The following is a 22463-nucleotide window of genomic DNA, read 5'->3' as shown; positions in this document are numbered from 1 at the left end:
AGGGAGACAAACCGGGGCTTCACATGCCATCACCGCTTCAACGAAGAGGAGCCGCCATGACCATCTCGACCCTCGCCCGCCGCGCCCTGATCGGCGCCCTGGCCGCCCTGGCCGCCGCGCCCGCCCTCGCCGCCGACAAGCCGCGCGTGGCCATCGAGACCGACAAGGGGACCATCGTCGTCGAGCTGGAGGACAAGAAGGCCCCGATCACGGCGGCCAACTTCCTCTACTATGTCGACAAGCACCGCTTCGACGGCGGCGCCTTCTTCCGCGCCAACCGGGCCAAGGGCGCGCCGGGCGCTGGCTCGATCCAGGGCCAGCCCAAGCCCTATGCCCGCCGCGCCCCGCCGATCGCCCACGAGAGCACGCTGAAGACGGGTCTGAAGCACACCGCCGGCGCCCTCTCGATGGGCCGCGACGCGGTCGGCTCGGCCACCGCCGACTTCTTCATCTGCGCCAGCGCCCAGCCCTATCTCGACGCCAAGCCGGGCAAGTCCGACGCCGACGCCGGCTACGCGGTGTTCGGCCACGTCGTGCAGGGCATGGACGTCGTCAAGAAGATCCTGGCCGGCAAGACCGACGGCCCGACCAACGTCCCGGCGATGAAGGGCCAGATCCTCAATCCGCCGGTGAAGATCCTCTCGATGAAGCGGATCGGTTGACGAAAGGCCGCGCTGGGCTTTTCATGCGCCCAGCGCGCTTCTGGAGCGCCGCCTGTCCGCGGCAAGGGAGAGATCTCCCATCCAGCCTCACCTTCTAGGTCTTACGAGCCTTCTTCCGGCCCTTCGTAAGCGGACGCTCGGCCATTGGAAGGAAGGTTTGCCATGAGCCGCGCGCTCACGCCGAAGACTCATATCGAAACCCTGCGCAAGGACGCCAAGCGGTGGCTGAAGGCCCTGCGGGCCGGCGACCCCGACGCGCGCGCCCGCCTGACGGCCGCCTGGCCCAAGGCGCCCGCCGAGCCCGCCCTGCGCGACGTCCAGCACGCCCTGGCCCTGGAATACGGGCGGGACAGCTGGATCGCCCTGAAGGCCGCGCTCGACGACCTGGCGATCGAACGCCAGACGCGGGCGCAGCGGATCGAGCAGATCCTGCGCCACGGCTGGGACGGCGATCCGGCCATCGCCCGCCGCATCCTGGCGCGCCACCCCGACCTCGCCCGCGATAGCCTGTTCACGGCGGCGGCCTGCGGCGATCGCGAGACCGTGGAGCGGCATCTGGCCCGCGATCCCGAGGCCGTCCGGCGCGTCGATCCCGTGCGCGGCTGGACCGCCCTGGCCCACGTCGCCTACGGCCGCCTGGACGACACGCACGGCCCGGAGATCGCCCGCCTTCTGCTGGAGGCGGGAGCCGATCCGAACTTCGGCTTCACCGACGACTGGGAGACTCCGTTCAAGGTCCTGACCGGTCCCATCGGCCTGGGCGAAGGCGCCAAGCCCAGCCACCCGCGGGCCGAGGCCATGGTCGCGCTGCTGGTCGCCCACGGGGCCGACGCCTACGACTCCCAGGCGCTCTACAACGTCTCGATCGTCGGCCACGACACCCACTGGTACGACGTGCTGTGGCGCCAGGCCGAGGCGGCGGGCGCGCTCGACGCCTGGCGGGTGCGCGGACCAAACCGGCTGGGCTATCATCTGGGCTGCTCGACCCTGAACTATCTGCTGGGCAACGCGGTGGGGCAGAACCATGTGGACCGCGCCCGATGGCTGCTGGAGCGCGGCGCCGACGCCAACACCCCGCACGCCTACGAAAAGCGCCCGGTGCTGGCCGTGGCGCGGCTGTCGGGCTTCACCGCGCTCGCCGAACTGCTGGAGGCGCACGGCGCGGCGCCGGTCGCCTTCGACGGCGCCGAGGCGCTGCAGGCCTTGGCCGCGCGCGGCGACGCGTCCGGGGCGCGGGCCCTGGTCGCCGCGCGCCCCGAGGTGGTCCGCTCGCCCCAGCCTCTGCTGTCGGCGGCCATGCACGGCAACGCCCGGGCCGTGGCGCTGCTGCTGTCGCTCGGCGCCGACGCCATGGCCGCCGACCACGAGGGGATCACCGCGCTGCACCGCGCCGTGCAGTCGGGATCGCTGGAGGCGGTGGAACACCTGCTGGCCGCCGGGGCCGACGTCGATGTCCGCGAGCGCCGCTGGCGGGGGACGCCGCTCAGCTGGGCGGTCGTGCTGAACCAGCGGCATCTGGCCGAGCGCCTGGCGCCGATCAGCCGCGACCTCCGCGCCCTGGCCAGTCAGGCGCGGCTGGAGCGGCTGGCCCAAGTGCTCGACGCCGAGCCCGATCTGATCCGCGAGGTCATGCCGGGCGACGCGCCGACGGTCCTCTTCTGCCTGCCCGACGACGAGGACGACGCCATCGCCGTGGCGCGGCTGCTGCTGTCGCGCGGGGCGGATCGCCAGGTCCGCAACGACGAGGGCGACACCGCCGCGACCGCCGCGCTGAAGCGCGGGCTGGACGCGGCGGCGGAGGTGCTGAGCTAGCGGCCATTTCTCCTGTCATCCCGGCCGGAGCGCAGCGTAGAGCCGGGACCCAGGGCCACGCGCGGTGCGGCGGCCCCTGGGTCCCGGACAGCCTCCACGAGGCTTCCGGGATGACAAGGATGTGGAGCTCGGATCGGAAGCCGCGAGGCCCCCTAGTTCACCTGCCGCTCGCGCCCTTCCCAGTACGGCGCGCGCAGCTCTCGCCGCAGGATCTTGCCCGAGGCGTTCCTCGGCAGGGCCGGCACGAAGTCGACGCTCTTGGGCGCCTTGAAGTGGGCGATGCGGGTGCGGGCGAAGGCGATGATGTCGGCCGGGTCGGGGGTGACGCCCGGCTTGGGCGCGACCACCGCCTTGACGGCCTCGCCCCACTTGTCGTCGGGCACGCCGATCACCGCCACCTCGGCCACGTGCGGGTGGCCATAGACGGCGCTCTCGACCTCGGCCGGATAGATGTTCTCGCCGCCCGAGATGATCATGTCCTTCACCCGGTCGTGGATGAACAGATAGCCGTCGGCGTCCAGATAGCCGGCGTCGCCGGTGCGCAGCCAGCCGTCCGCGTCGATGGTCTTGGCCGTCGCCTCGTCCAGCTTCCAGTAGCCGGCCATGTTGGCGGGCGAGCGGACCGCCACCTCGCCCACCGTCCCGGCCGGGACGCTGTTTCCCGCCTCGTCGACGACCTTGATCTCGACGCCGGGCATCGGCAGGCCCGCCGCCCGCATCCGCGCGTTGCCGGCGGGGTCGTGGTCCTCGGGCGGCAGATAGACGACGGTGCCCGTGGTCTCGGTCATGCCGTACTGCTGGACGAAGCCGCAGCCGAACACCTCCATGCACTCGCGCAGCAGGTCCAGCGGAATGGGCGCGGCGCCGTACAGGATGTGCGACAGGCGCGAATAGTCGACCTCGCGCGCCCTCGGCTGGCGCACCACGATCTGCAGGGCCGCCGGCACCATGAACATCTTCGAGATGCGATCGTGCTCGATATAGTCCAGCACCTTGAACGGGTCGAACTCGCGCGCCACCACGCCCTTGGCGCCGTTCAAGAGGCCGACCAGCCCCCAGCCGGTGCCGCCGATATGGGCCACCGGCATGGCGACCAGGCTGACGTCCTCGGGACCCCACTGGTTCCAGGCCAGCGGCGCCTTGGCGGCCTCGCGGCGCATGACCAGCAGGTTGTCGTGGGTCAGCATCGCGCCCTTGGGCCGGCCGGTCGTGCCCGAGGTGTAGAGCTGGATGGCGATGTCGGACGTCTTGATCGGCGTCCTCGGGTCGGCGTCGCCCTGGGCGTCGCGCCAGGCGACGAAGGTCGGATGCTCGCCCGCGCCGTCGGCCTCCATGGCGATGACGACGGGACGGTGGGTCAGCTCGGCGGCCACGGCCTCGACATGGCCGATCAGCTCGGGGCCGACGAGGACGATCTTGGCGTCGCTGTCGCCGACGATATAGGCGATCTCGGGCGCCGCCAGCCGCCAGCCGATCGGGGTGGTCACCACGCCGGCCTTGGCGGCGCCGATCAACAGCTCGAAATAGTGGTCGCTGTTCTTGCCGACATAGGCGACCCGGTCGCCGACCTTCAGCCCCGCCGCCAGCAGGGCGTTGGCCACCTGGTTCGTATGCCGGTCGAATTCGGCGAAGGTCGTCTCGCGCCCCTCGAACACGAAGGCCGTGGCGTCGGGCCGCGCCTCGCCGTGATAGCGGGCGACATCGCCCAGCGTTGGCATGCGGTCGAAATCGATCGCCTCCGCCATCCTGACTGCTCCCTCGGTGGGCCCGCTCTGAAGGCGGGTTCAAACGGATGTTGGGGCAGAGTTGGGAGAGCGGCAAGCCCGTGGTTGGCTATTCCGGCTCGCGCCTTCTTCTCATTGCCTTCCTCGCCCTCGTGGCGAGGATCCAGCGTTCCGGCGGCGTTGAGCGTCTCGCGGGAAAGCCGAGCAAGCCGAACCCTGGGTCCTGGGCACAAGGCCCAGGAAGACCGTTATTTTTGGCGTTCGTATTCGACGGGCCTTTCGCCGCCTCGCCCTACCGCCAGGCCCGCACCCCCACCACCACCGCCGTGCTCCCGGCCCGCTCGCCGGCGGGCCGCATCGCCCCGAACGCCCGCTCGCGCACCAGGCCGACATAGGGCGCGAACCGCCGGGTGATCTCGTAGCGCAGCCGCAGACCGCCCTCGAGCCGCCCCGCCCCCGCCTCGGCGATCTCGGCCTCGACGCGCGGGGCGAGGATCAGCCGCTGGGTCAGGCGCAGGTCGTGGGACGCCTCGGCCCGCGCCGAGACCTTGCCCCGGTCCGACAGATAGGCCGCGCCCTGGACCTCGATCCAGTAGGGCGCCAGGCCCTCGAAGCCGACCGTGGCGTAGCCGCGCCCCTTCGGCGCCAGGTCCTGGCGCAGGCCCGCCTGCAGGTCGAAATAGGGACCGACCGGCCAGGCCTTCAGCGCCTCGACCTCGGCCTTCTCCCAGCCCTCGCCGGCCGCGCGTTCGCCACGCGCCTTGACGACCCAGCGGGACGCGTCGCCACCCCACCAGGCCTCGCCCTCGACCGCCTGGGCGTCGTGGCCCTGGCGGGCGCGATATTCCAGGAGGTCGGCGCGGACGACCCACGCGGGCCCGCCGCCGTGCTCCTTCATCAGCTGGGCGCGGGCGGCGGCCATGACGGACGGCGAATAGAACCGCTCGGCCGCGTGGTCGCTGGGGATCGGCGGCGGCGGGGTCTCGGCGACGGAAGTCGGAGCGCTCATCGCCGACATGTCATGGCCGGCGTGCGGGTCCGCCGCCTGGGCGGGCGGCGGCGCATGATGTTCGTGCTGGAGATCGACGATCACGCGGCGGCTCCGTCCAGCGGCCGCACGGTGACGATGTTGAACATGCCCGCGTGCATGTGCAGCAGCATGTGACAGTGGAAGGCCCAGTCGCCGGGCTCGCTGGCCGTCAGGTCGAAGGCGACCTTGCCCCCCGGCGCGACATTGACCGTGTGCTTGACCGGCGGCCGGTCCTGGCCGTTGACGACCTCGAAGAAATGGCCGTGCAGGTGGATCGGGTGGGCCATCATGCTGTCGTTGATCAGCACCACCCGCACCCGCTCGTCGCGTTGCAGGGCGATGGGCTTCTTCAGCGGCCCGAACGCCTCGCCGTCGAACGCCCACATGAAGCGCTCCATGTTGCCGGTCAGGTGAATCTCGATCGTCCGGCCCGGCGGGCGCGGGTCGACCGGCGCGTGGAGACTGGCCAGGTCGGCATAGGTCAGTACTTTGTGCCCCACGTCCTCGAGGCCCTGGGGCGGCTCGGCCAGGCGGTCCATCGGCATCGGCGAGATCGTCTGGACGCCCGGCGTCAGCGGCACAGACGGCGCGTTGGCCTGCGACCGCATCGACATGTCCATGCCCGGCATGTCCATCCCGTGATGCATGGCCCCCATGCCCATGTCCTTCATCGTCGCCAGCGGACGCTGACGGAGCGGCGGGACCGCGGCGGTCATGCCCAGGCGCGGCGCCAGCGTCCCGCGCGCCAGACCCGACCGGTCGGACGCCTCGGCCACCAGGGTGAAGGCCTTGTCCTCGGCCGGACGCACGATGACGTCGAAGGTCTCGGCCGGCGCGATCTGGAACTCGTCGACGGTGACCGGCGCCACGGGCTGGCCGTCTGCCGCGACGATCTCCATCGACAGGCCCGGGATGCGGACGTTGAAGATCGTCATGCCGCCGGCGTTGATGAAGCGCAGCCGCACCCGCTCGCCCGGCTGGAACAGGCCCGTCCAGTTGTCGCCCGGCCCGTGGCCGTTGATCAGATAGGTGTAGACCGAGCCCGTGACGTCCAGGACGTCGGTCGGGTCCATCCGCATCCGCCCCCAGTCCAGGCGGTCCTTCAGCGGCTGGTCGCGGCCGGCCAGCAGGCCCGCCACGGTCTGCTTCTGGCGGTTGAAGTGGCCAGGGTCGGCCTTCAGCCGGCGGAACAGTTCGTGCGGATGCAGGAAGCTCCAGTCCGACAGCATCACCACGTGCTCGCGGTCGTGGGCGATCGGATCCTCGCCGGCCGGATCGACGATGATCGGCCCGAAGTGGCCCATCTGCTCCTGCAGGCCCGAATGGCTGTGCCACCAGTAGGTCCCGCTCTGGCGGACCGGGAAATCGTAGACGAAGGTCTCGCCGGGCTTGATGCCCGGGAAGCTGACGCCGGGCACGCCGTCCATCTGGAACGGCACCAACAGGCCGTGCCAGTGGATCGAGGTGTCCTCGTCGAGGGTGTTGGTGACCGACAGGCGGACCCGCTGGCCCTCCTTCAGCCGGATCAGCGGACCCGGGATCGTGCCGTTGACCGCCGCCGCGTGGCTCGCCCGGCCGTCGATCCGCGCCATCGCGTGGCCTACCGTCAGCTTGATCTCTTCGCCCGACAGCGAGATGGGCGTCCGGCCCGCCTCCCCGGCGCGGGCCCAGTCAGGCAGAAGGCCCAGGGCGCCCAACCCAAGGGCGCCGCGCAGCAAGGTCCGTCGATCGAAGGTCTTCATCGGATCGCTTTATTCCAACACCGGGCTCAATTGGCTATGAGCCGGATCATGTCCAAGAGCACCCCCGCCACGATCGCATTGACCAAGGCCGGCGTCGCCTTCGACCTGCATACGTACGACTACGATCCTGGATCGGAGCGCGTGGGCCTCCAGGCCGCCGAGGCGCTGGGCGAGGACCCGCGCCGCGTGCTCAAGACCCTGATCGTGCTGCTGGATGGCAAGCCCGCCTGCGCCATCCTCCCCTCCGACCAGGAGGTCAGCATGAAGAAGCTGGCCGCCGCCCTGAAGGGCAAGTCCGCCGCCATGGCGCCGGTCCCCGACGCCGAGCGGATCACCGGCTACAAGGTCGGCGGCGTCAGCCCCTTCGGCCAGAAGAAGCGCCTGCCCACGGTGATGGAGCAAGCCGCCCTGGCCGAGCCCTACGTCTTCTTGAACGGCGGCCAGCGGGGCCTGCAGGTCAAGCTCGCGCCGGCCGACGCGGTCAAGGCGCTAGGGGCGGCGACGGCGGCGATCGTGGCGGAGTAGGCGGGGGACCGAAACCTCGTCCTTCGACGGGCTCAGGATGAGGTTTCGGAATGAGGCGGCGTGGAAATAGGCCTCACCCTGAGCTCGTCGAGGGGCGAGGCCGGGCCCCCGGCGCCGAGGCGGACTGGGCTCTAGACGGCCCGCGCCCTTCTCGCCTATAAGCCGCGCCTCCTGGTGCGGCTGGGTAGCTCAGATGGTTAGAGCGGTGGATTCATAACCCACAGGTCGGCGGTTCGATCCCGCCCCCCGCCACCAGGGATTTCCGGCTTTCTTGACGCCGCTCGCCTCGCGAGCCATCCTTTCGCCGCATGCTGGAGGTTGCAATGCACGAAGGGCTGAAGCGGCTTGTCCTATGGGCTGTCGTGTTGTGGACAAGCTTCGGGCAAATGGCTCGCGCCGTGCGGGTGGAGCCATGGTCGTTCTACATCGGCTCCGTCCATGTTCACCCTTTTCCGCTTGACGTGAGGTTCCAAGCCACGGGCTTCGACGCCGCCGCCTTTGCGTTGGGTCTGGCGGTCCTGAGCGTAGGCGGCCTCTACCAGCTTTGGCGGGCGACACGGCATCGCCGCGCGTCGTGACGCCCTCCGCCGCCTTCCAAGGCGGCTGACTATGTGGCGCTCCGCGGTGGGCGGCCGATCGCGCTCCGCGGCGATTGTCGTGCTGGTCGAGTCGATGCCCGACTGATCAGCCGCCCGGGAACGTGCCCGGCCGGATATAGGCGAACATGTGCTGGACCCAGTCGGGCCTGCCCAGGGGGACGCCCTTGTGGCGCAGGATCGCGTAGGCCGTCGTCAGGTGGAAGTAGAACTGGGCGAAGGCCCAGTCGCGGACGAACTGCTCGCCGGTCAGGTCGAAGACGATCCCGTTGGGCATCTTCATCTCGATCGCCTTTTCGGCGACCCCGTCGAAGGCCGAGGCGGGCGCCGCCTCGAGCCGCGCCACGGCGTCGGCCAGCTGGGCGCGCAGGCTCGCGAAGTCGGTCGCGTCCTCGGCCGGGGCGAACGAGTCGGCGCCGGTCAGGTGGCGCAGCAGGTCGCTGGCCTGGGTGCAGCAGAACCGGACCTGGGTCGACAGCGGGAACATGTCCGGCGCCAGCCGCCCGCCGATCAGGTCGTCCGGCGACAGGCCGTGCTCGGCGGCGTACGCCTCGCCCTTGGCCAGCTGGGCCGACAGCCCCTTCAGCATCTGGACATAGGTCGGGATGGTCAGCGCGCGCAGGTCCATGGTGTTCTCCAATTTCGGGCGCGAGCTAACCGGGAATCGCTCTCAGGCGCCAGGGCCGAAGCGCGCCACCAGGTCATAGGCCTCGCCGGGGAAGATCTGGCGGACGCGGGTGACGCCCAGGCCCTCGCGCCAGGTGCGGCGTTCGACCACCAGGCAGGCGGCCCCGTCGTCCAGGGCCAGCAGGCGCGCGTCCCTGGCGTCGGCGTTGACGGCGCTGATCCGGCTCTCGGCCTCCGTCCAGGCCACGTGCTCCAGCAGCCAGGCGCCGGGCGGCTTTTCGGCGAAGTCGGCGCTCGCCATCTCGGGCGCGGCCGTCAGCGAGACCAGCCGCCGCTCCAGGGCGAACGGCCGGCCGCCCGCCTCGTGCACGCCTTCCAGCGCCAGCAGCCCGCCGTCGGCGGCCAGGGCGCGCTCGTCGTCGTCCGATGGCCGCCGCGTCGTCCGCGCCAGCAGCCGGAAGGCATAGGCCTCGCCACGCGCGAGGATCGTGGCCTGGATGTCGGGGATGTTCAGCACCGGCGCATGGACCCGAGGCCGCGCCACGAACGAGCCGGCCCGCTTGCGCCGCACGATCAGCCCGGCCTCGACCAGGGCGGTCATCGCCTTGCTGACCGTCATGCGCGCGCAGCCGTACGTCGCCATCAGCTCGGCCTCGGTCGGCGCGCGATGGCCCGGCGGCCAGGCGCCCGAGCGGATCCTCGCCTCGATATCCGCGCGGATGCGTTGGTGAAGCGGTCCGGTCACGATTTTCGCCGCCTCGATCCTTCGGAAAAGACTCGTCCGTCTCGATTATGTCTATACATATCGCGGCCCGCCGCAAGAACGGCGCCGAGGCCGCCAAGACGCGCGTGGAGAGTTTGGTGATCGAGCTTGTTCTCACCCCCGGCCAGGTCGATCTGGCCGACTGGAAGGCGATCTATCGCGGCGACTCCGCCCGGCTGGACGACGCCGCCTGGCCGGTGATCTCGGCCAGCGCGGCGGCGGTCGAGCGCATCCTGGCCAAGGGCGAGCCGGTCTACGGGATCAACACCGGCTTTGGCAAACTGGCCAGCGTCCGCATCGAGGCGGCGGATCTGGAGACCCTGCAGCGCAATATCGTGCTGTCCCACGCCGCCGGCGTCGGCGCGCCCTCGCCCGCGCCGGTCACGCGGCTGATGATGGCCTTGAAGCTGGCCAGCCTGGCGCAGGGCGCGTCGGGCGTGCGGGTCGAGACGGTGCGGCTGTTGGAGGCGATGCTGCGGCAAGGCCTGACGCCGGTGGTGCCCTGCCAGGGCTCGGTCGGCGCCTCGGGCGACCTGGCGCCGCTGTCGCACATGGCCGCGACCATGATCGGAGTCGGCGAGATCTTCGCGGACGGTCAGCGCCTGCCGGCCGCCGACGCCCTGGCCCGCGCCGGCCTCACGCCGCTGACCCTGGGTCCCAAGGAGGGCCTGGCCCTGCTGAACGGCACGCAATTCTCGACCGCCAACGCCCTGGCCGGTCTGTTCGAGGCCGAGCGGCTGTTCCAGTCGGCCCTGGTCACCGGCGCCCTGTCGACCGAGGCGGCCAAGGGCTCGGACACGCCGTTCGACCCGCGCATCCACGCCCTGCGCCGCCACGCCGGCCAGATCGAGACCGCCGCCGCCCTGCGCGCCCTGATGGCCGGCTCGGCGATCCGCGCCTCGCACCTGAAGGAGGACGAGCGCGTTCAGGACCCCTACTGCCTGCGCTGCCAGCCCCAGGTGATGGGCGCGGCGCTCGACGTGCTGCGCCAGGCCGCCGCCACCCTGTCGGTCGAGGCCAACGGCGTGTCGGACAATCCGCTGATCTTTCCGGAAGCCGACGAGGCCCTGTCCGGCGGCAATTTCCACGCCGAGCCGGTGGCCTTCGCCGCCGACATGATCGCCCTGGCCGTCTGCGAGATCGGCTCGATCGCCGAGCGCCGGATAGCGATGCTGGTCGACCCCGCGCTGTCGGGTCTGCCGGCCTTCCTGACGCCCAAGCCGGGCCTGAACTCCGGCTTCATGATCCCGCAGGTCACCGCCGCGGCCCTGGTGTCGGAGAACAAGCAGAAGGCCTATCCGGCCAGCGTCGACTCGATCCCGACCTCGGCCAACCAGGAAGACCACGTCTCGATGGCCGCCCACGGCGCGCGGCGGCTGCTGGCGATGGTCGAGAACGCCGACGCCGTGCTGGGCATCGAGCTCCTCGCGGCGGCCCAGGGCTGCGACTTCCACGCGCCGCTGCGCTCCAGCGCCGTGCTGGAGGCGGTGCGGACCCTGACGCGGCGCCAGGTCGCCCCCCTGTCCGACGACCGCCACTTCCACCCGGATCTCAAGGCCGCCACGGCGCTGGTGCGCTCGGGCGCGGTCGTGAGAGCGGCGGCGGCGCAGATCCTCCCCCGCATCGCGGGGGAGGTGGCCCCCACGGGTCGCGCGAACCGCGCGCCCGAGGGCGGGCTCCGGGCCGGAGGGGGCTAGCTCGACTTACGCCGCGAAGTCCCCCTCGGTCACTTCGTGACAGCTCCCCCAGCGGGGGAGCATCTTCTACCGCCGTCCCAGCGACCGCGCCGCCTCCGCCGCGCTCCGCTTGCCGGTGTCGCGATCGACCGCGTAGTTGGCCGCCTGCATCGCCTTGACGTCGATGCGACCGGCCAGCGGCCCCAGCGCCGCGCGCAGCCGCCGATCGCCGGCCCGCTTGGGCGAGACCAGGATCACCGCGTCGTAGGGCGGCAGCGCGCCCTTGGGATCGGCGAGCAGCACCAGATCGTCGGCGGCGATCCGGCCGTCCGACGAGAAGGCCGAGATCACGTCGGCCTCGCGGCTGGCCAGGGCCCGGTACATGAAGGTCGGCTGGAACTGGCGCTTGGCCTTGAAACGCAGGCCGTAGGCCCTCTCGACCGCCGCCCACTCGGGCCGCGAGAAGAACTCCAGGTCGCCGCCCATGGTCAGGCTCGGCGCCTTCTCGGCGAGATCCGCCAGGGTCCTGACCCCCAGCTGCTCGGCGCGGTCGCGGCGCATGGCCAGGGCGTAGGCGTTCTCGAAGCCCAGCGCGCCCAGCAGCACGACGCCGTCACGGGCCTTCAGCTCGATCCGCAGGCCGTCCAGCACCGCCTGCCGGCCGGGATTGTCCTGGCGATGCAGGACATTGGCCCACAGGGTGCCGGAATAGTCGACATAGGCGTCGAGCTCGCCGGCCGCCAAGGCGCGATAGGCGACCGCCGAGCCCAGGTTCACGCGCCGCTGGACGCTCGCGCCCTCGGCCTCCAGCCGGTCGGCCATCAGCTCGGCCAGGATGTATTGTTCGGAGAAGTTCTTGGCCCCGACCACATAGGCCGGCCGGCCCTGCGACAGCGCCGCGACCGCCAGCGGCGTCAGGGCCGCGACGAGACCGAGCGCGAGGCCCAGGCCCCCGGCCCACAGCCGCCGCCTGTCGCGCCGCGCCACGCCCCCCTCGATCAGGCCTAGGAGGCCGTCGACGATCAGGGCCAGCCCCGCCGAGGCGGCGCAGCCGACCAGCACCGCCACCCAGTCCTCGGTCTGCAGGCCCGAGAAGATGTAGTCGCCCAGCGAGGTCTGGCCGACCGGCGTCGACAGCGTCGCCGCGCCGATGGTCCAGACGGCGGCGGTGCGCGCCCCGGCCATGATCACCGGCGCGGCCAATGGCAGCTCCACGCGCCACAGGCGCTGGCGGTCGGTCATGCCGACGCCGCGCGCGGCCTCCACGATGGCCGGGTCGATCCCCGAGATCCCCGCCGCCGCGTTCCGCAGGATCGGCAGCATCGAATAGAGGGTCAGGGCCAGCAGCGACGGCAGGAAGCCCAGGGCCGGGAAGCCGTGGCCCAGCACCCTGGTCGCCAGGCCCGACAGCAGCAGCAGCAACGGATAGAACAGGGCCAGCAGCGCCAGGCTGGGGATGGTCTGGACCAGGCCGGCGGCGGCCAGGGCGATCCACTTCAGGCGCGGCTGGCGGGCGGCGGCGATTCCCAGCGGCAGGGCGATGGCGAGGCCCAGCGCCAGGGCGCAGGCCGATAGGGCCACGTGCCAGCCGAGGCGCTCGGGCAGGACGGCAAGGGCGGCGTGCAGACGATCAGCCACGGGCCAGCTCCGCCAGGCGTTCGGCCTGCCGCCGGGGCGCGGCGATCAGGTCGGCGACGACCGGGTCGGGGTGGCCGGTGAGCAGCTCGCGCGGCGAGGCCTGCGCCAGCACCCGGCCGCCGGCCATCACCACCACCTGGTCGGCCAGCAGCAGGGCCTCGCCGACGTCGTGGGTGACCATCACCGTGGTCAGGGAAAGCCGCTCGTGCAGCGCCCGGACGTCGTCGGCCAGGGCGACCCGCGTCACCGGATCGAGCGCGCCGAATGGCTCGTCCATCAGCAGGATCGACGGCCGCGCCGCCAGGGCTCTGGCGACGCCCACCCGCTGCCGCTGGCCGCCGGACAGTGCGGACGGCGCCCGGTCGGCCACCGCGCGCGGCAGGGCCACCAGGTCGAGCAGCGCGTCGACGCGCGCGGCGATCTCGCCGGCGGACCAGCCCAGCAGGGTCGGGGTGATCCCGATATTCTGGGCGACGGACATGTGCGGGAAGAGGCCGATCTCCTGGAAGACGTAGCCGACGCCGCGCCGCAGCTCGGGACCGGGCCGCGCGGCGATGTCGCCGCCGTCGATCAGCACCCGCCCCGTCGAAGGCGACTGCAGGCCGTTCATCAGCTTCAGCAGGGTGGTCTTGCCCGCGCCCGAGCCGCCGACCAGGGCGACGAACCGGCCCCGCTCGATCGACAGAGAGGTCTCGGCCAGCACGGTCTGGTCGCCATAGGACTTGCTCACCCTGTCGAGGACGATGGCGCTCATGCGGGCTCCGGGGGCGAGATCGGAATCAAGGTTTCGCCCGTTCCAAGCGTTGAATCAAACCCCAGGTGCGACAAGGCGGCGCGCGACAGGTCGTCCGGTTCGCACAGGCCGAGTCAATCTCGACCATGGGCTCATGGTTAAGGAGCCGCCCATGACCGCCGTTTCTCGCGCCCGTCCGTTCGATCCCCGCCCCGCCCGCGCCCCGCGCCAGTGGCCGCTCGGCGTGGCGGTGCTGATGGCGACGGTCCTGAACGCGATCGTCTGGGGCGGCCTGCTGGCCGCGGCCAAGACGCTCCTTCACCCCTGAGTTTGTTCAGTAGGCGTAGCGTACTCATCTCCCCCGAAGCGAACTGGGCCGCGTCCGGCGACGGACGCGGTCTTCTTTTTCAGGGGTGAAACTTCAAAGGGATAACGACGTTGCCGCCCGCGACCGGGCGACCATCGGGAAGCTTGGTCCGTAGCCGAAACTTATCGGCGAGCTTGAGGCCCGCCTCGCCAAAGCCCTGGCCGGCGGGCTGCTCCTTGGACAGGCGGCAACCCGACAAGCCGCCGTCGGCTTTGACCCCGCAGCGCAGCTCGACCTCGCCCGCCAGTTTTCCTTTGCGCGCCTCGGCCGGATAAACGGCCATGAAGTCCCGAGGACGGGGCAAAGCGCTCCACATGGCTTTTTCGATCCTGACCGCTTCGATCTTTTGGCCTGGCGCGGGCGGCGCCGCGCTCACGGCCGCGGAAAGCAACAAAGCCAGCATGAATTCCCCCTTGTCTCAACGGTCGCGACCCTAGAGAGGCCGCGCGGCCATTGCAACTCAAAGGGGAAGTTAGATCGGCATCCGCATGATTTCCTGGTACGCCGAGATCACCTGATCGCGCACCGACATCACGGTCTCGAGGCTGGCTTCCGCCGAGCTGATGGCGGTGACGACGTCAACCAGTTCGGCCTTGCCCGCCACCTGGTCGGCGATCTTGTGCTCGGCGATCTTGGAGGCCTTGGTCGCCCCCTCCATGCTGGCCTTCAAGAGGTCGCCGAAATCCAGGCCCTTCTTCTCCGACCCGCCCAGCGAGCCGATCGAGCCGACGCCCATGGCGCCGGAATTGGCGTAGGCCTTGGCGGCGGCGAGCGCGGTGATCATGACCTAGCCCCCTACTTCTTCAGGATGTCGAGAGTGCGCGACTCCATGGCGCGAGCCGTCTCGATCACGTTCAGATTGGCCTCGTAGGCGCGCTGCGCCTCCTTCATGTCCAGCGCCTCGACCATCGCGTTGACGTTCGGCAGCTTGACGTAGCCCTTGGCGTCGGCGGCCGGGTTGCCGGGGTCGTACTCGGTCTTGAAGTCGCTCTTGTCGGGGTCGACGCGCAGCATCTGCACCCCCTCGGCGCCCTGGACCTTGGTCGGCTGGAACACCGGCACCTGACGGCGGTAGGGATCGCCGCCGGCCGTGCGCGCGGTCGAGTTGGCGTTGGCGATGTTCTCGGCGATGACCCGCATGCGGCCCTGCTGGGCGCGGAGGGCCGAGGAGGCCACGGCCATGGCGGCCAGCGAATTGGACTTGATCTCGGGCATCGTCTAGCGCCTCAACCGTTCGGCTTGCGGGCGGCCATGCGCAGCATGGTCAGCGATTTCTGGTAGAAGGTGATCGCCGCGTCATAGTTCATCCGCGCGTCGGTCATCTTGAGCATCTGGTCCTCGAGCGACACGGCGTTGCCGTCGAGGGTGGTCTCCGAATCGGCGCCGGTCGTCGCCCGCCACGCGGTCGCGGCGTGGCTGGGGCCCATGTGCGAGTTCGAGGTGGCGATCATCGCCACGCCCGAGGTCGGCGCGACGGGGCCGCCGCGATAGGCCTCGCCCGAGCCCTGGCTCATCAGCGAAGCCTGAAAGCTGAACGGCTTCAGGTCGCTGGGCCGATAGCCCGGGGTGTCGGCGTTGGCCACGTTCTGGGCCACGACCCTCTGCCGCTCGGTCAGATAGCCGAGCCGGCTCTTGAGCATGCCGAAAAGGGGGATGTCGTCCGGACCCATGCGAACATGGTGAAGAAACAGGGTTAATTCGGCATTAAGAACCCCTGGGGCACACCAGGGCGGCGAGGGCCCGCGCCCGCGCCAAGTTGTCTCGCCTGCAGAGCGGCCCCGAGCCCATGGACGTCATCGAATTCATCCGCGCCCTGGCGGCGCTGGCGTTCACGCTGGGCCTGATCGGCCTGGCGGCCTGGGCCCTGCGCAAGTACGGCCCCGACGCCATCGGCCGCGCCATCGCCGCCCGCCAGGACCGCCGCCTGAAGGTCGTCGAGAGCCTGGCCCTCGACCCGACCCGGCGCCTGGTCGTGGTCAGCCTGGACGGCGAGGAGCGCCTGGTCCTGCTGGGCGACGGCAAGCTGCTGGACTGGATTCCGCCCGCCCCTTCTCCCGCCCTCTCGCCCGCCGCCGCACCGGAGCCCGTGGCCTGATGATCCGCGACCTGATCAAGTCCCTCACCGGGGCCAAGCCCGAGGATCTGCGCCGCGCCGCGGTCATCTCGCTGCTGGCGGCGATCGCCTGCGCGGTCATGCCGGCCGCGGCCATGGCGCAGTCGGCGGTGAACATCAATCTCGGCAACGGCGCGGGCCTGACCGATCGCGTCGTGCAACTGGTCGGGCTGATGACGGTGCTGTCCCTGGCCCCGTCGATCGTGATCATGACCACCTCGTTCGTGCGGATCGTGGTGGTGCTGGGCCTGCTGCGCACCGCCATCGGCGTGCAGTCCAGCCCGCCCAACCCGGTGATCATCAGCCTGGCCCTGTTCCTGACCGCCATCGTCATGGGCCCGACCTTCGAGCGCTCGTACGAGGCCGGGGTCAAGCCGCTGCTGGACCACCAGATGGAGCTGACCGACGCCTTCGAGGCCGCCGGCGGGCCGGTCAAGCAGTTCATGCTGGGCCAGGTCAATCGCGACGATCTCGCCCTGTTCGTTCGCCTCTCCAAGATCCCGCAGCCGAAGACGGCGCAGGACACCCCGCTGAAGGTCGTCACCCCCGCATTCATGATCTCGGAGCTGAAGCGGGCCTTCCAGATCGGCTTCCTGCTGTTCATCCCGTTCCTGGTCATCGACCTGGTCGTGGCCAGCGTGCTGATGAGCATGGGCATGATGATGCTGCCGCCCGCCACGATCAGCCTGCCGTTCAAGCTTATCTTCTTTGTGCTAGTGGACGGGTGGCGACTCGTGTGCGGCAGTCTTGTCGAAAGCTTCCAGCACGGGCCGCCGACCTAGTTTCGGTTCTTTAGAAGACCTCATCCATGACCGTTTTCGTTCTCGGCTCGATCAATCTCGACGCGGTGGCGCGGGTCGACGACCTGCCCCGGCCCGGCGAGACCGTCGCGGGAACCTCGCTGTCCCTGTTCCTAGGCGGCAAGGGCGCCAACCAGGCCGTCGCCGCGGCGCGAATGGGCGTGGCCACCCGCCTGATGGGCGCGGTCGGGGCCGACGACAACGGGCCGGGCCTGAAGGCCAAGCTGGCCGGCTACGGCGTTCAGGTCGCCGACGTCGCCGAGCTGGAGGGCGTCCCGACCGGCCAGGCCCACGTCTGGGTGGCCGACAACGCCGAGAACATGATCGTCGTCACCGCCGGCGCCAACGCCCTGGTGACGCCGCAGCAGGTCACGGCCACGCCGATCGAGGGCCAGCGCGTGCTGCTATGCCAGCTGGAGACCCCGCCGACCGCGATCGAGGCCCTGTTCCGCCTGGGCGCGGCCAAGGGCGCGCTGCGGATCCTGAACGCCGCCCCCGCCCTGCCGCAGGGCGCGGCCCTGTTTCCGCTGACGGACATTCTGATCGTCAACCAGACCGAGCTGGCCAGCTACGCCAAGCTCGACCGCGAGCCGGTGCGCCTGGAGGAGGTCTCGGTCGCCGCGCGCAAGCTGATGAGCCGCCCGGACCAGATCATCATCGTCACCCTGGGCGCGGCCGGCGTCGCCGCCGTGCGCCGCGACGAGGCGTTCCTGATCGAGGGCCGCAAGGTCAAGGCGATCGACACGGTCGGGGCCGGCGACTGCTTCTGCGGCGCCCTGGCCGCCGCCCTGGCCTCGGGCATGGACCTGCGCGAGGCGGTCGAGCTGGCCAACGCCGCCGCCGCCCTGTCGGTGCAGAAGGCCGGCGCCGCGCCGTCGATGCCCAGCCGGCGCGAGGTCGAGGTGTTTCTGGAAGGCTAACGGTCCCGCTCGTCGGCGATGGTCCGCTCCAGGGCGGTCGCCAGCGGCGTTGGCTCCTTCCAAGCGCAGCATTCGCGAAAAGCACGCGTATCGAGCACGAGCGGATAAGACAAATCGAGCGCGGCCAGCGGCCCGCGCGACGGCGTTTCAACCACCGCTCCTCGCCAGTCGAGCCGCTCCGCGAACCGATCGATCCAGCCGCGATGATCCGGCGTTTCCATGCCGCCGATATTGAACGTCCGCCCGCCGCAGCCCGGATGCGTGGTTGCCGTTGCGATGGCGTCGGCGACGTCCTCGACATAGCCGTAACTGGCGCGCCAAGCCGCCCAGGTCGGGTCGACGGTGAGGCGCTCGTGAGAAGCCAGCATCGGACCCAGCAGCCAACGGAAACGTCTCTGCCGGTCCCCTGGACCAAAGATCATGGGCAGGCGAAGGATCACATGCCCTGGCCGTTTCCGCAGCGCGGTCTCGAGCGGGATCTTGTCGTAGGCGTCCATCCAGGCGTCAGCGTGCGCCGGCGGCCGGGGCGGATCGGTGCGGTAGGGGTAGCGCGTAGCGCGCAGCGGCGCGTCTTCGCCCAGGAGCGTGATCGGCTCGGGCGAGGACTTCCGGTGCAGGCCCTCGTAATTGCGATAGACATCGCAGGAACTGGCCATGACCCAGCGCTCCACATCGTCGCACGGGCTTTCCAGCAGCGGGAGCGTGTCCGCCTCGGTGTAGGCTAAAAGATCGATGACCGCGGTCACTCGCTTTTCGCGGATACAGGCTCTGATGGTCCCGATGTCGCGCCGGTCCAAGCCCACGCGCCGGCTGGCGGCGACGACTTCATGGCCCGCGGCCTCAAGCGCGCGGACGATATGACGGCCGATGAACCCTGTCGCGCCGAGAATGAGCACGGTCATTCCGCGAACGTCGATCGCTCGCGCCTAGCCGTCAACTTTTCTAGAACGAGCCCCTCAGGCCGCCCGGATGCCCGAGACGCCCTCGGCCGCCGCGCCGACCACGGCGTCGTAGCCCAGGATCATGTCGACGTCCTTGCCGTTGCTGGCCAGCGGCAGACGCAGCCACAGGATCGACATGTGCGGCGCGCCACGCCAGGCCAGGCTGTGGACGCCGACGCCGGGACGGCGCTCGTCGACTACCTTGTCCAGCTCCTTGCGCCAGTATTCGGCGGCGGCGGTGTTATAGACCTCGTTCAAGGTCCGGCCGGTGATCTCGCGCCCGTAGACGCCGTAGAGGCCGGTGCCCGCTAGGCGCAGGCGGTAGTCCCGCGGCTCGCGCATGACGTCGATCAGGCTGACCGTGGGCAGCAGCCGCTTCATGCTCGAAGGCTGCACGTCGACGCGCGCCGGGAGGCTCGCCCCCCGTCGGAGGGACGCCCAGTAGGCGAACATCTCCTGGTGAGCGCGGGCCGCCGTGGCGGATGCGCTCAATTGCGCGGACATCTTCAGAGTCCTTAACAAGCCTTTGGAATCACTTCGATTCACTATCGCTTAAGGAACGAATCGGCGGCAAGTGAAAAACATGTCGCGCGACAAGATTCACATTTGGAGTCAATCGCCAAAGACAACGCCCGTCGTCCGGGTTCGGACGACGGGCGCCTGGAAAAATTCGCCGGCCGCGAGGCCAAGCTTTTGTTCCGACTCGGCTATTTCGCCTTGCGCGGCGGTTTGCGACCGCCCTGGCCCAGGCCCATCTGCTTGGCCAGGCTCGACCGCGCCTCGGCGTAGTTCGGCGCCACCATCGGGTAATCCTTGGGCAGACCCCACTTGGCGCGATACTCCTCGGGGGTCATGTCGTACTTGGTGCGCAGGTGACGCTTCAGCGACTTGAACTTGCGGCCGTCCTCCAGGCAGATCAGGAAATCGGGCGTGACCGACTTCTTGATCGGCACGGCCGGCTCCTTGGGCGCCTGGGCCGGCTCGGCGGCGGGCGCCCCGACGGTGGTCAGGGCGGCGTGCACTTGCTTGATCAGGGCCGGCAGGTCGGCGGTCGCGACCATGTTGTTGCCGACATAGGCGGATACGATTCCCGCCGTCATCTCGATCAGGTCGGATTGATCTTCCATACGTCTCGCCCGTCGACAAACTATTGTTGATGCAACCGATTCACAGATCAGTGTACGGCTGCATACAAACATTGTCGGCGACGAGCAATACGCCGCCTCAAAGAGATCGACCGTAGAAACCTAGTGTTCGCGGCGCCGTCATGACGCGCCTCAAATTGAGTTGTGGCCGGCAAGTTCATGAACCTGGCCGAATGGCCCGGTCTCGGAACCCGGAAATATCCGTAGTCATCGGCCGAAGTCGCGCGACAGCGCCAGCATGGCCGCGCGCTGTGGAGCCGAGTATTCGTCGACCGCGGCTTCGTCGCCTTCTCGTATGGCCTTCAGCAACGCGGGGGTCAGGGCCGAGGTCAGCGACCAGTTCCAGTAGCGCAATACCGTCTGGGCGCGATCGACGGCGATCATGTCGTAGACCGTCAGCACGCGCTCCAGCGCATGATCGGTCTGGCCGCTGCGGTCGACGTCCTGGCGGCGCAGACCGCGCCACAGCTGGCGGACGCAGACGCGCGGCAGGCCCGTGGCCTTGCAGAGAATGGCCAGCGGCTCGCCGCCCGGATCGGTGAAGATCTTGGCGCCGGTCATCGGCTTGAGGCCCGACAGGTAGGAGATTTCCTCGGCGATCTCGCGGGTGATGCCGGCCTCCGCGGCCGTCACCGCCTCGTCCAGGCTGGCGAAGGGGCTCTTGGCGATGGCGGCGCGGTTGCGCTGGCGACGCTCGATGAACTGCAGGGCCTTGCGCGACAGCGGGTCCTGCCAGCCCTCGGCCGAGGCCAGGGCGAAGACGTCGCCGACCGCCTCCTGCAGGATCTCGCGCGACACCGCGAAGCGCTGCAGGATCGTCCGTCGCGCCTCGGCGTCGGCCCACCAGAACATCACATAGGCATGGCTGGGCCGCAGCTCGGCCCGACGCAGCAGCAGCGGGATCAGATAGGGCGCGTCGCGCGTGGCCGCGACGATGTTCTCCACCCCCTGATGGCTGATCTTGACCAGATCGTTGCGCAGCAGGGTCTCGATGACCGCCGGCTCGCCCATGTCGATCAGGGCGTCGGCCACCACCTCGCTGACCCCGCGCCGCTGGGCGATCAGCCGGCGGTGATCCGTCGAGGTCTGGTAGAGGCAGCTGATCAGGTCGGCGTCGGACAGCTTCTCGGCGTCGACCAGCAGCGCCCGCGCCACCGGCAGCTCGTCGCGCAGCAGCAGGCGCACCAGAACGCCCGGCATTTCGTTCAGCATGGCCAGGCGGCGCGCCACCTTCTCGCGCTCGTCGATATTGGCGTCGCGCAGCATCTCGACCAGCAGGTCGGCGGTCATCGCGCGCTCGAAGGCGTTGATCCGGCTGGTCGGCAGGCAGACGACGTCGGCGAGCCGCTTGAGCAGGGTCGTGCGCGAGCGCGGCGCGGCCTTCGCGGCCGGCGGCTCTCCAAACGACGACATCGGCGCGGCTTCGCTCATCCCGCGGAGCAGACCAGATCGTGATTAACGGGGGGTGAGCGGACGGGCGTTCTCCTCCCCCTTCCGGGGAGGCGGATCGCCGCGGACGCGGTGGGACGGAGGGGGCTGGTCATCACGCGATGGCGCGGCGCTGTCCCCCTCCACCGCCTTCGGCGGTCCCCTCCCCCAAAAGGGGAGGAGAGATCTTGAGCGTCTAGCGGAAGGCGGGCTCTTCCCACTCCGGCCAGATGTCCGGCAGGTCGGTCGAGACCTTGTTCGGATAGACCGGCGCGCGCTTTTCCAGGAACGAGGTCACGCCCTCCTTGGCGTCGCCGGAGGCGCCGCGCGACTGAATGGCGCGGCTGTCGGCCTTGTGGGCCTCCATCGGGTGGCTCGCCCCGGCCATGCGCCACAGGAGCTGGCGCGTCAGGGCCACCGAGACCGGCGCGGTGTTGTCGGCGATCTCGCGGGCCAGGGCCCGAGCGGCGGGCAGCAGGTCGTCGGGCGCGTGCAGCGAGCGGACCAGCCCCTTCTCCAGCGCCTCCGACGCCGGGAAGACCCGGCCGGTGTAGCACCACTCCAGCGCCGTCTGCAGGCCGACGAGACGCGGCAGGAACCAGCTCGAGGCGGCTTCCGGATTGATGCCCCGGCGCGCGAAGACGAAGCCGAACTTGGCCTCGGTCGAGGCCAGGCGGATGTCCATCGGCAGCTGCATCGTCACGCCCACGCCCACGGCCGCGCCGTTGATCGCGCCGATGATCGGCTTCAGGCTGTCGTACATCCGCAGGGTCACGCGGCCGCCGCCGTCGCGATAGATGTCGCCGACCTTGCCTTCCTCGCGCTCCAGGGCCTGGGGCGAGGTGCGGTCGAAGGTGGCGCCGCCCGCGCCCAGATCCGCCCCGGCGCAGAAGGCCCGCCCGGCGCCGGTCACGATCACCGCCTTGACGGCGTCGTCGGCGTCGGTGACGTCGAACACCTCGATCAGGTCCTTCATCATCCGGGCGGTGAAGGCGTTCATCCGGTCGGGACGGTTCAGGGTGATCGTCGCGACCCCGTCCTCGACGGCGTAGAGCAGGGTCTCGAAGGTCGGCTGCGACATGGTGATCTCCTTGGCTGGAGCGATCCAAACATGTGTATGAAATCGGAGCAATCCCTTCTCCCCTTGCGGGAGAAGGTGTCGCCGCAAGGCGACGGATGAGGGGTCGCGCGTCGCTATCCGGATAGGGTTTTCAACCCCTC

The 22463-nt window shown here is 70.2% G+C and carries 23 protein-coding genes, 1 tRNA gene and 2 pseudogenes; 10 read left to right on the top strand and 16 right to left on the bottom strand.

Annotated elements, in window-relative coordinates; genetic code table 11:
- Positions 1–56: 56 nt before the first annotated feature.
- The 3 genes and pseudogenes from Q0V34_RS06335 to Q0V34_RS06325 form a co-directional block, all read left to right on the top strand.
- On the top strand, positions 57–662 hold the full coding sequence (locus tag Q0V34_RS06335; RefSeq protein ID WP_297509413.1) for a peptidylprolyl isomerase: 606 nt from the start codon (positions 57–59) through the stop codon (positions 660–662).
- Between the two features lie 162 nt (positions 663–824).
- Positions 825–2474, top strand: a complete 1650-nt coding sequence (locus tag Q0V34_RS06330) for an ankyrin repeat domain-containing protein (RefSeq protein ID WP_297509410.1) — start codon at positions 825–827, stop codon at positions 2472–2474.
- Positions 2475–2484: 10 nt separating this feature from the next.
- Positions 2485–2562 (top strand): annotated as a pseudogene (locus Q0V34_RS06325) (hypothetical protein); the annotation flags it as partial.
- A 64-nt stretch (positions 2563–2626) separates the two neighbouring features.
- Here Q0V34_RS06325 and Q0V34_RS06320 read toward each other — a convergent pair.
- The 3 genes from Q0V34_RS06320 to Q0V34_RS06310 all read right to left on the bottom strand — a co-directional run bounded on the left by Q0V34_RS06320 (position 2627) and on the right by Q0V34_RS06310 (position 6970).
- A complete protein-coding gene (locus tag Q0V34_RS06320) occupies positions 2627–4219 on the bottom strand; it encodes a fatty acid--CoA ligase (RefSeq protein ID WP_297509407.1) in 1593 nt (530 codons plus the stop codon).
- A 271-nt stretch (positions 4220–4490) separates the two neighbouring features.
- A complete protein-coding gene (locus Q0V34_RS06315; protein WP_367272041.1) occupies positions 4491–5216 on the bottom strand; it encodes a copper resistance protein B in 726 nt (241 codons plus the stop codon).
- A 71-nt stretch (positions 5217–5287) separates the two neighbouring features.
- Complete coding sequence (locus Q0V34_RS06310) at positions 5288–6970, bottom strand: copper resistance system multicopper oxidase (protein ID WP_297509404.1); 1683 nt, start codon at positions 6968–6970, stop codon at positions 5288–5290.
- A gap of 48 nt (positions 6971–7018) precedes the next feature.
- On the opposite strand from Q0V34_RS06310, the gene ybaK reads away from it, so the two are divergent.
- Both ybaK and Q0V34_RS06300 read left to right on the top strand, forming a co-directional pair.
- On the top strand, positions 7019–7495 hold the full coding sequence (gene ybaK / locus Q0V34_RS06305; RefSeq protein ID WP_297509402.1) for a Cys-tRNA(Pro) deacylase: 477 nt from the start codon (positions 7019–7021) through the stop codon (positions 7493–7495).
- A gap of 178 nt (positions 7496–7673) precedes the next feature.
- A tRNA-Met gene (locus Q0V34_RS06300) sits at positions 7674–7750 on the top strand.
- Between the two features lie 429 nt (positions 7751–8179).
- On the opposite strand, the gene Q0V34_RS06295 is transcribed toward Q0V34_RS06300, so the two are convergent.
- Together Q0V34_RS06295 and hutC are read right to left on the bottom strand one after the other, a co-directional pair.
- Positions 8180–8719 carry a DUF1993 family protein gene (locus Q0V34_RS06295; protein ID WP_297509399.1) on the bottom strand — a complete coding sequence of 180 codons (540 nt, stop codon included), beginning with the start codon at positions 8717–8719 and terminating at the stop codon, positions 8180–8182.
- Positions 8720–8761: 42 nt separating this feature from the next.
- A complete protein-coding gene (gene hutC / locus Q0V34_RS06290) occupies positions 8762–9463 on the bottom strand; it encodes a histidine utilization repressor (RefSeq protein ID WP_297509396.1) in 702 nt (233 codons plus the stop codon).
- A 104-nt stretch (positions 9464–9567) separates the two neighbouring features.
- On the opposite strand from hutC, the pseudogene hutH reads away from it, so the two are divergent.
- Positions 9568–11106, top strand: a pseudogene (gene hutH, locus Q0V34_RS06285) (histidine ammonia-lyase); the annotation flags it as partial.
- Between the two features lie 138 nt (positions 11107–11244).
- On the opposite strand, the gene Q0V34_RS06280 reads toward hutH, so the two are convergent.
- Together Q0V34_RS06280 and Q0V34_RS06275 are read right to left on the bottom strand one after the other, a co-directional pair.
- Positions 11245–12795 (bottom strand): glycine betaine ABC transporter substrate-binding protein, encoded by a 1551-nt coding sequence (locus tag Q0V34_RS06280; RefSeq protein ID WP_297509392.1) that lies wholly within the window; start codon positions 12793–12795, stop codon positions 11245–11247.
- On the bottom strand, positions 12788–13549 hold the full coding sequence (locus tag Q0V34_RS06275) for an ABC transporter ATP-binding protein (RefSeq protein ID WP_297509389.1): 762 nt from the start codon (positions 13547–13549) through the stop codon (positions 12788–12790). Before Q0V34_RS06275 ends, Q0V34_RS06280 begins: the two co-directional genes overlap by 8 nt.
- A gap of 151 nt (positions 13550–13700) precedes the next feature.
- Here Q0V34_RS06275 and Q0V34_RS06270 point away from each other — a divergent pair, with 151 nt between their 5' ends.
- Entirely contained in the window at positions 13701–13856 is a 156-nt protein-coding gene (locus tag Q0V34_RS06270; RefSeq protein ID WP_297509386.1) for a hypothetical protein, read from the top strand.
- Between the two features lie 79 nt (positions 13857–13935).
- Here Q0V34_RS06270 and Q0V34_RS06265 read toward each other — a convergent pair whose 3' ends face one another.
- The 4 genes from Q0V34_RS06265 to flgB form a co-directional block, all read right to left on the bottom strand.
- Positions 13936–14298 (bottom strand): TonB family protein, encoded by a 363-nt coding sequence (locus tag Q0V34_RS06265; RefSeq protein WP_297509384.1) that lies wholly within the window; start codon positions 14296–14298, stop codon positions 13936–13938.
- 69 nt (positions 14299–14367) lie between these two features.
- Complete coding sequence (gene fliE, locus Q0V34_RS06260; RefSeq protein WP_297509380.1) at positions 14368–14679, bottom strand: flagellar hook-basal body complex protein FliE; 312 nt, start codon at positions 14677–14679, stop codon at positions 14368–14370.
- Positions 14680–14690: 11 nt separating this feature from the next.
- Positions 14691–15110, bottom strand: coding sequence for a flagellar basal body rod protein FlgC (flgC, locus tag Q0V34_RS06255; RefSeq protein WP_297509377.1), 420 nt, complete (start codon positions 15108–15110; stop codon positions 14691–14693).
- An 11-nt stretch (positions 15111–15121) separates the two neighbouring features.
- Positions 15122–15565 carry a flagellar basal body rod protein FlgB gene (gene flgB, locus Q0V34_RS06250; protein WP_297509374.1) on the bottom strand — a complete coding sequence of 148 codons (444 nt, stop codon included), beginning with the start codon at positions 15563–15565 and terminating at the stop codon, positions 15122–15124.
- A 116-nt stretch (positions 15566–15681) separates the two neighbouring features.
- Here flgB and Q0V34_RS06245 point away from each other — a divergent pair, with 116 nt between their 5' ends.
- The 3 genes from Q0V34_RS06245 to Q0V34_RS06235 are packed head-to-tail and all read left to right on the top strand — an operon-like array spanning position 15682 to position 17728.
- On the top strand, positions 15682–15990 hold the full coding sequence (locus Q0V34_RS06245) for a flagellar biosynthetic protein FliO (protein WP_297509371.1): 309 nt from the start codon (positions 15682–15684) through the stop codon (positions 15988–15990).
- Entirely contained in the window at positions 15990–16790 is an 801-nt protein-coding gene (fliP, locus tag Q0V34_RS06240; RefSeq protein ID WP_297509368.1) for a flagellar type III secretion system pore protein FliP, read from the top strand. The genes Q0V34_RS06245 and fliP overlap by 1 nt, the downstream gene beginning before the upstream one ends.
- A gap of 26 nt (positions 16791–16816) precedes the next feature.
- On the top strand, positions 16817–17728 hold the full coding sequence (locus tag Q0V34_RS06235; protein WP_297509365.1) for a ribokinase: 912 nt from the start codon (positions 16817–16819) through the stop codon (positions 17726–17728).
- Here the strand turns inward: Q0V34_RS06235 and Q0V34_RS06230 are convergent.
- From Q0V34_RS06230 to Q0V34_RS06210, 5 genes are all read right to left on the bottom strand, one after another.
- Positions 17725–18630, bottom strand: coding sequence for an NAD-dependent epimerase/dehydratase family protein (locus tag Q0V34_RS06230; protein ID WP_297509362.1), 906 nt, complete (start codon positions 18628–18630; stop codon positions 17725–17727). The two genes, Q0V34_RS06235 and Q0V34_RS06230, sit on opposite strands and share 4 nt — an antisense overlap.
- A 54-nt stretch (positions 18631–18684) precedes the next feature.
- Positions 18685–19179 carry a PAS domain-containing protein gene (locus Q0V34_RS06225; RefSeq protein WP_297509568.1) on the bottom strand — a complete coding sequence of 165 codons (495 nt, stop codon included), beginning with the start codon at positions 19177–19179 and terminating at the stop codon, positions 18685–18687.
- 197 nt (positions 19180–19376) lie between these two features.
- A complete protein-coding gene (locus Q0V34_RS06220) occupies positions 19377–19796 on the bottom strand; it encodes a MucR family transcriptional regulator (RefSeq protein WP_297509359.1) in 420 nt (139 codons plus the stop codon).
- A 225-nt stretch (positions 19797–20021) separates the two neighbouring features.
- Positions 20022–21245, bottom strand: a complete 1224-nt coding sequence (locus Q0V34_RS06215; RefSeq protein WP_297509357.1) for a DUF2336 domain-containing protein — start codon at positions 21243–21245, stop codon at positions 20022–20024.
- Between the two features lie 193 nt (positions 21246–21438).
- Positions 21439–22323, bottom strand: coding sequence for a crotonase/enoyl-CoA hydratase family protein (locus Q0V34_RS06210; RefSeq protein WP_297509355.1), 885 nt, complete (start codon positions 22321–22323; stop codon positions 21439–21441).
- Positions 22324–22463 lie beyond the last annotated feature (140 nt).

Source organism: uncultured Caulobacter sp. (assembly GCF_947036865.1).
Taxonomy (GTDB): Bacteria; Pseudomonadota; Alphaproteobacteria; order Caulobacterales; family Caulobacteraceae; genus Caulobacter.
This window is presented reverse-complemented; position numbering and strand designations above follow the sequence as displayed.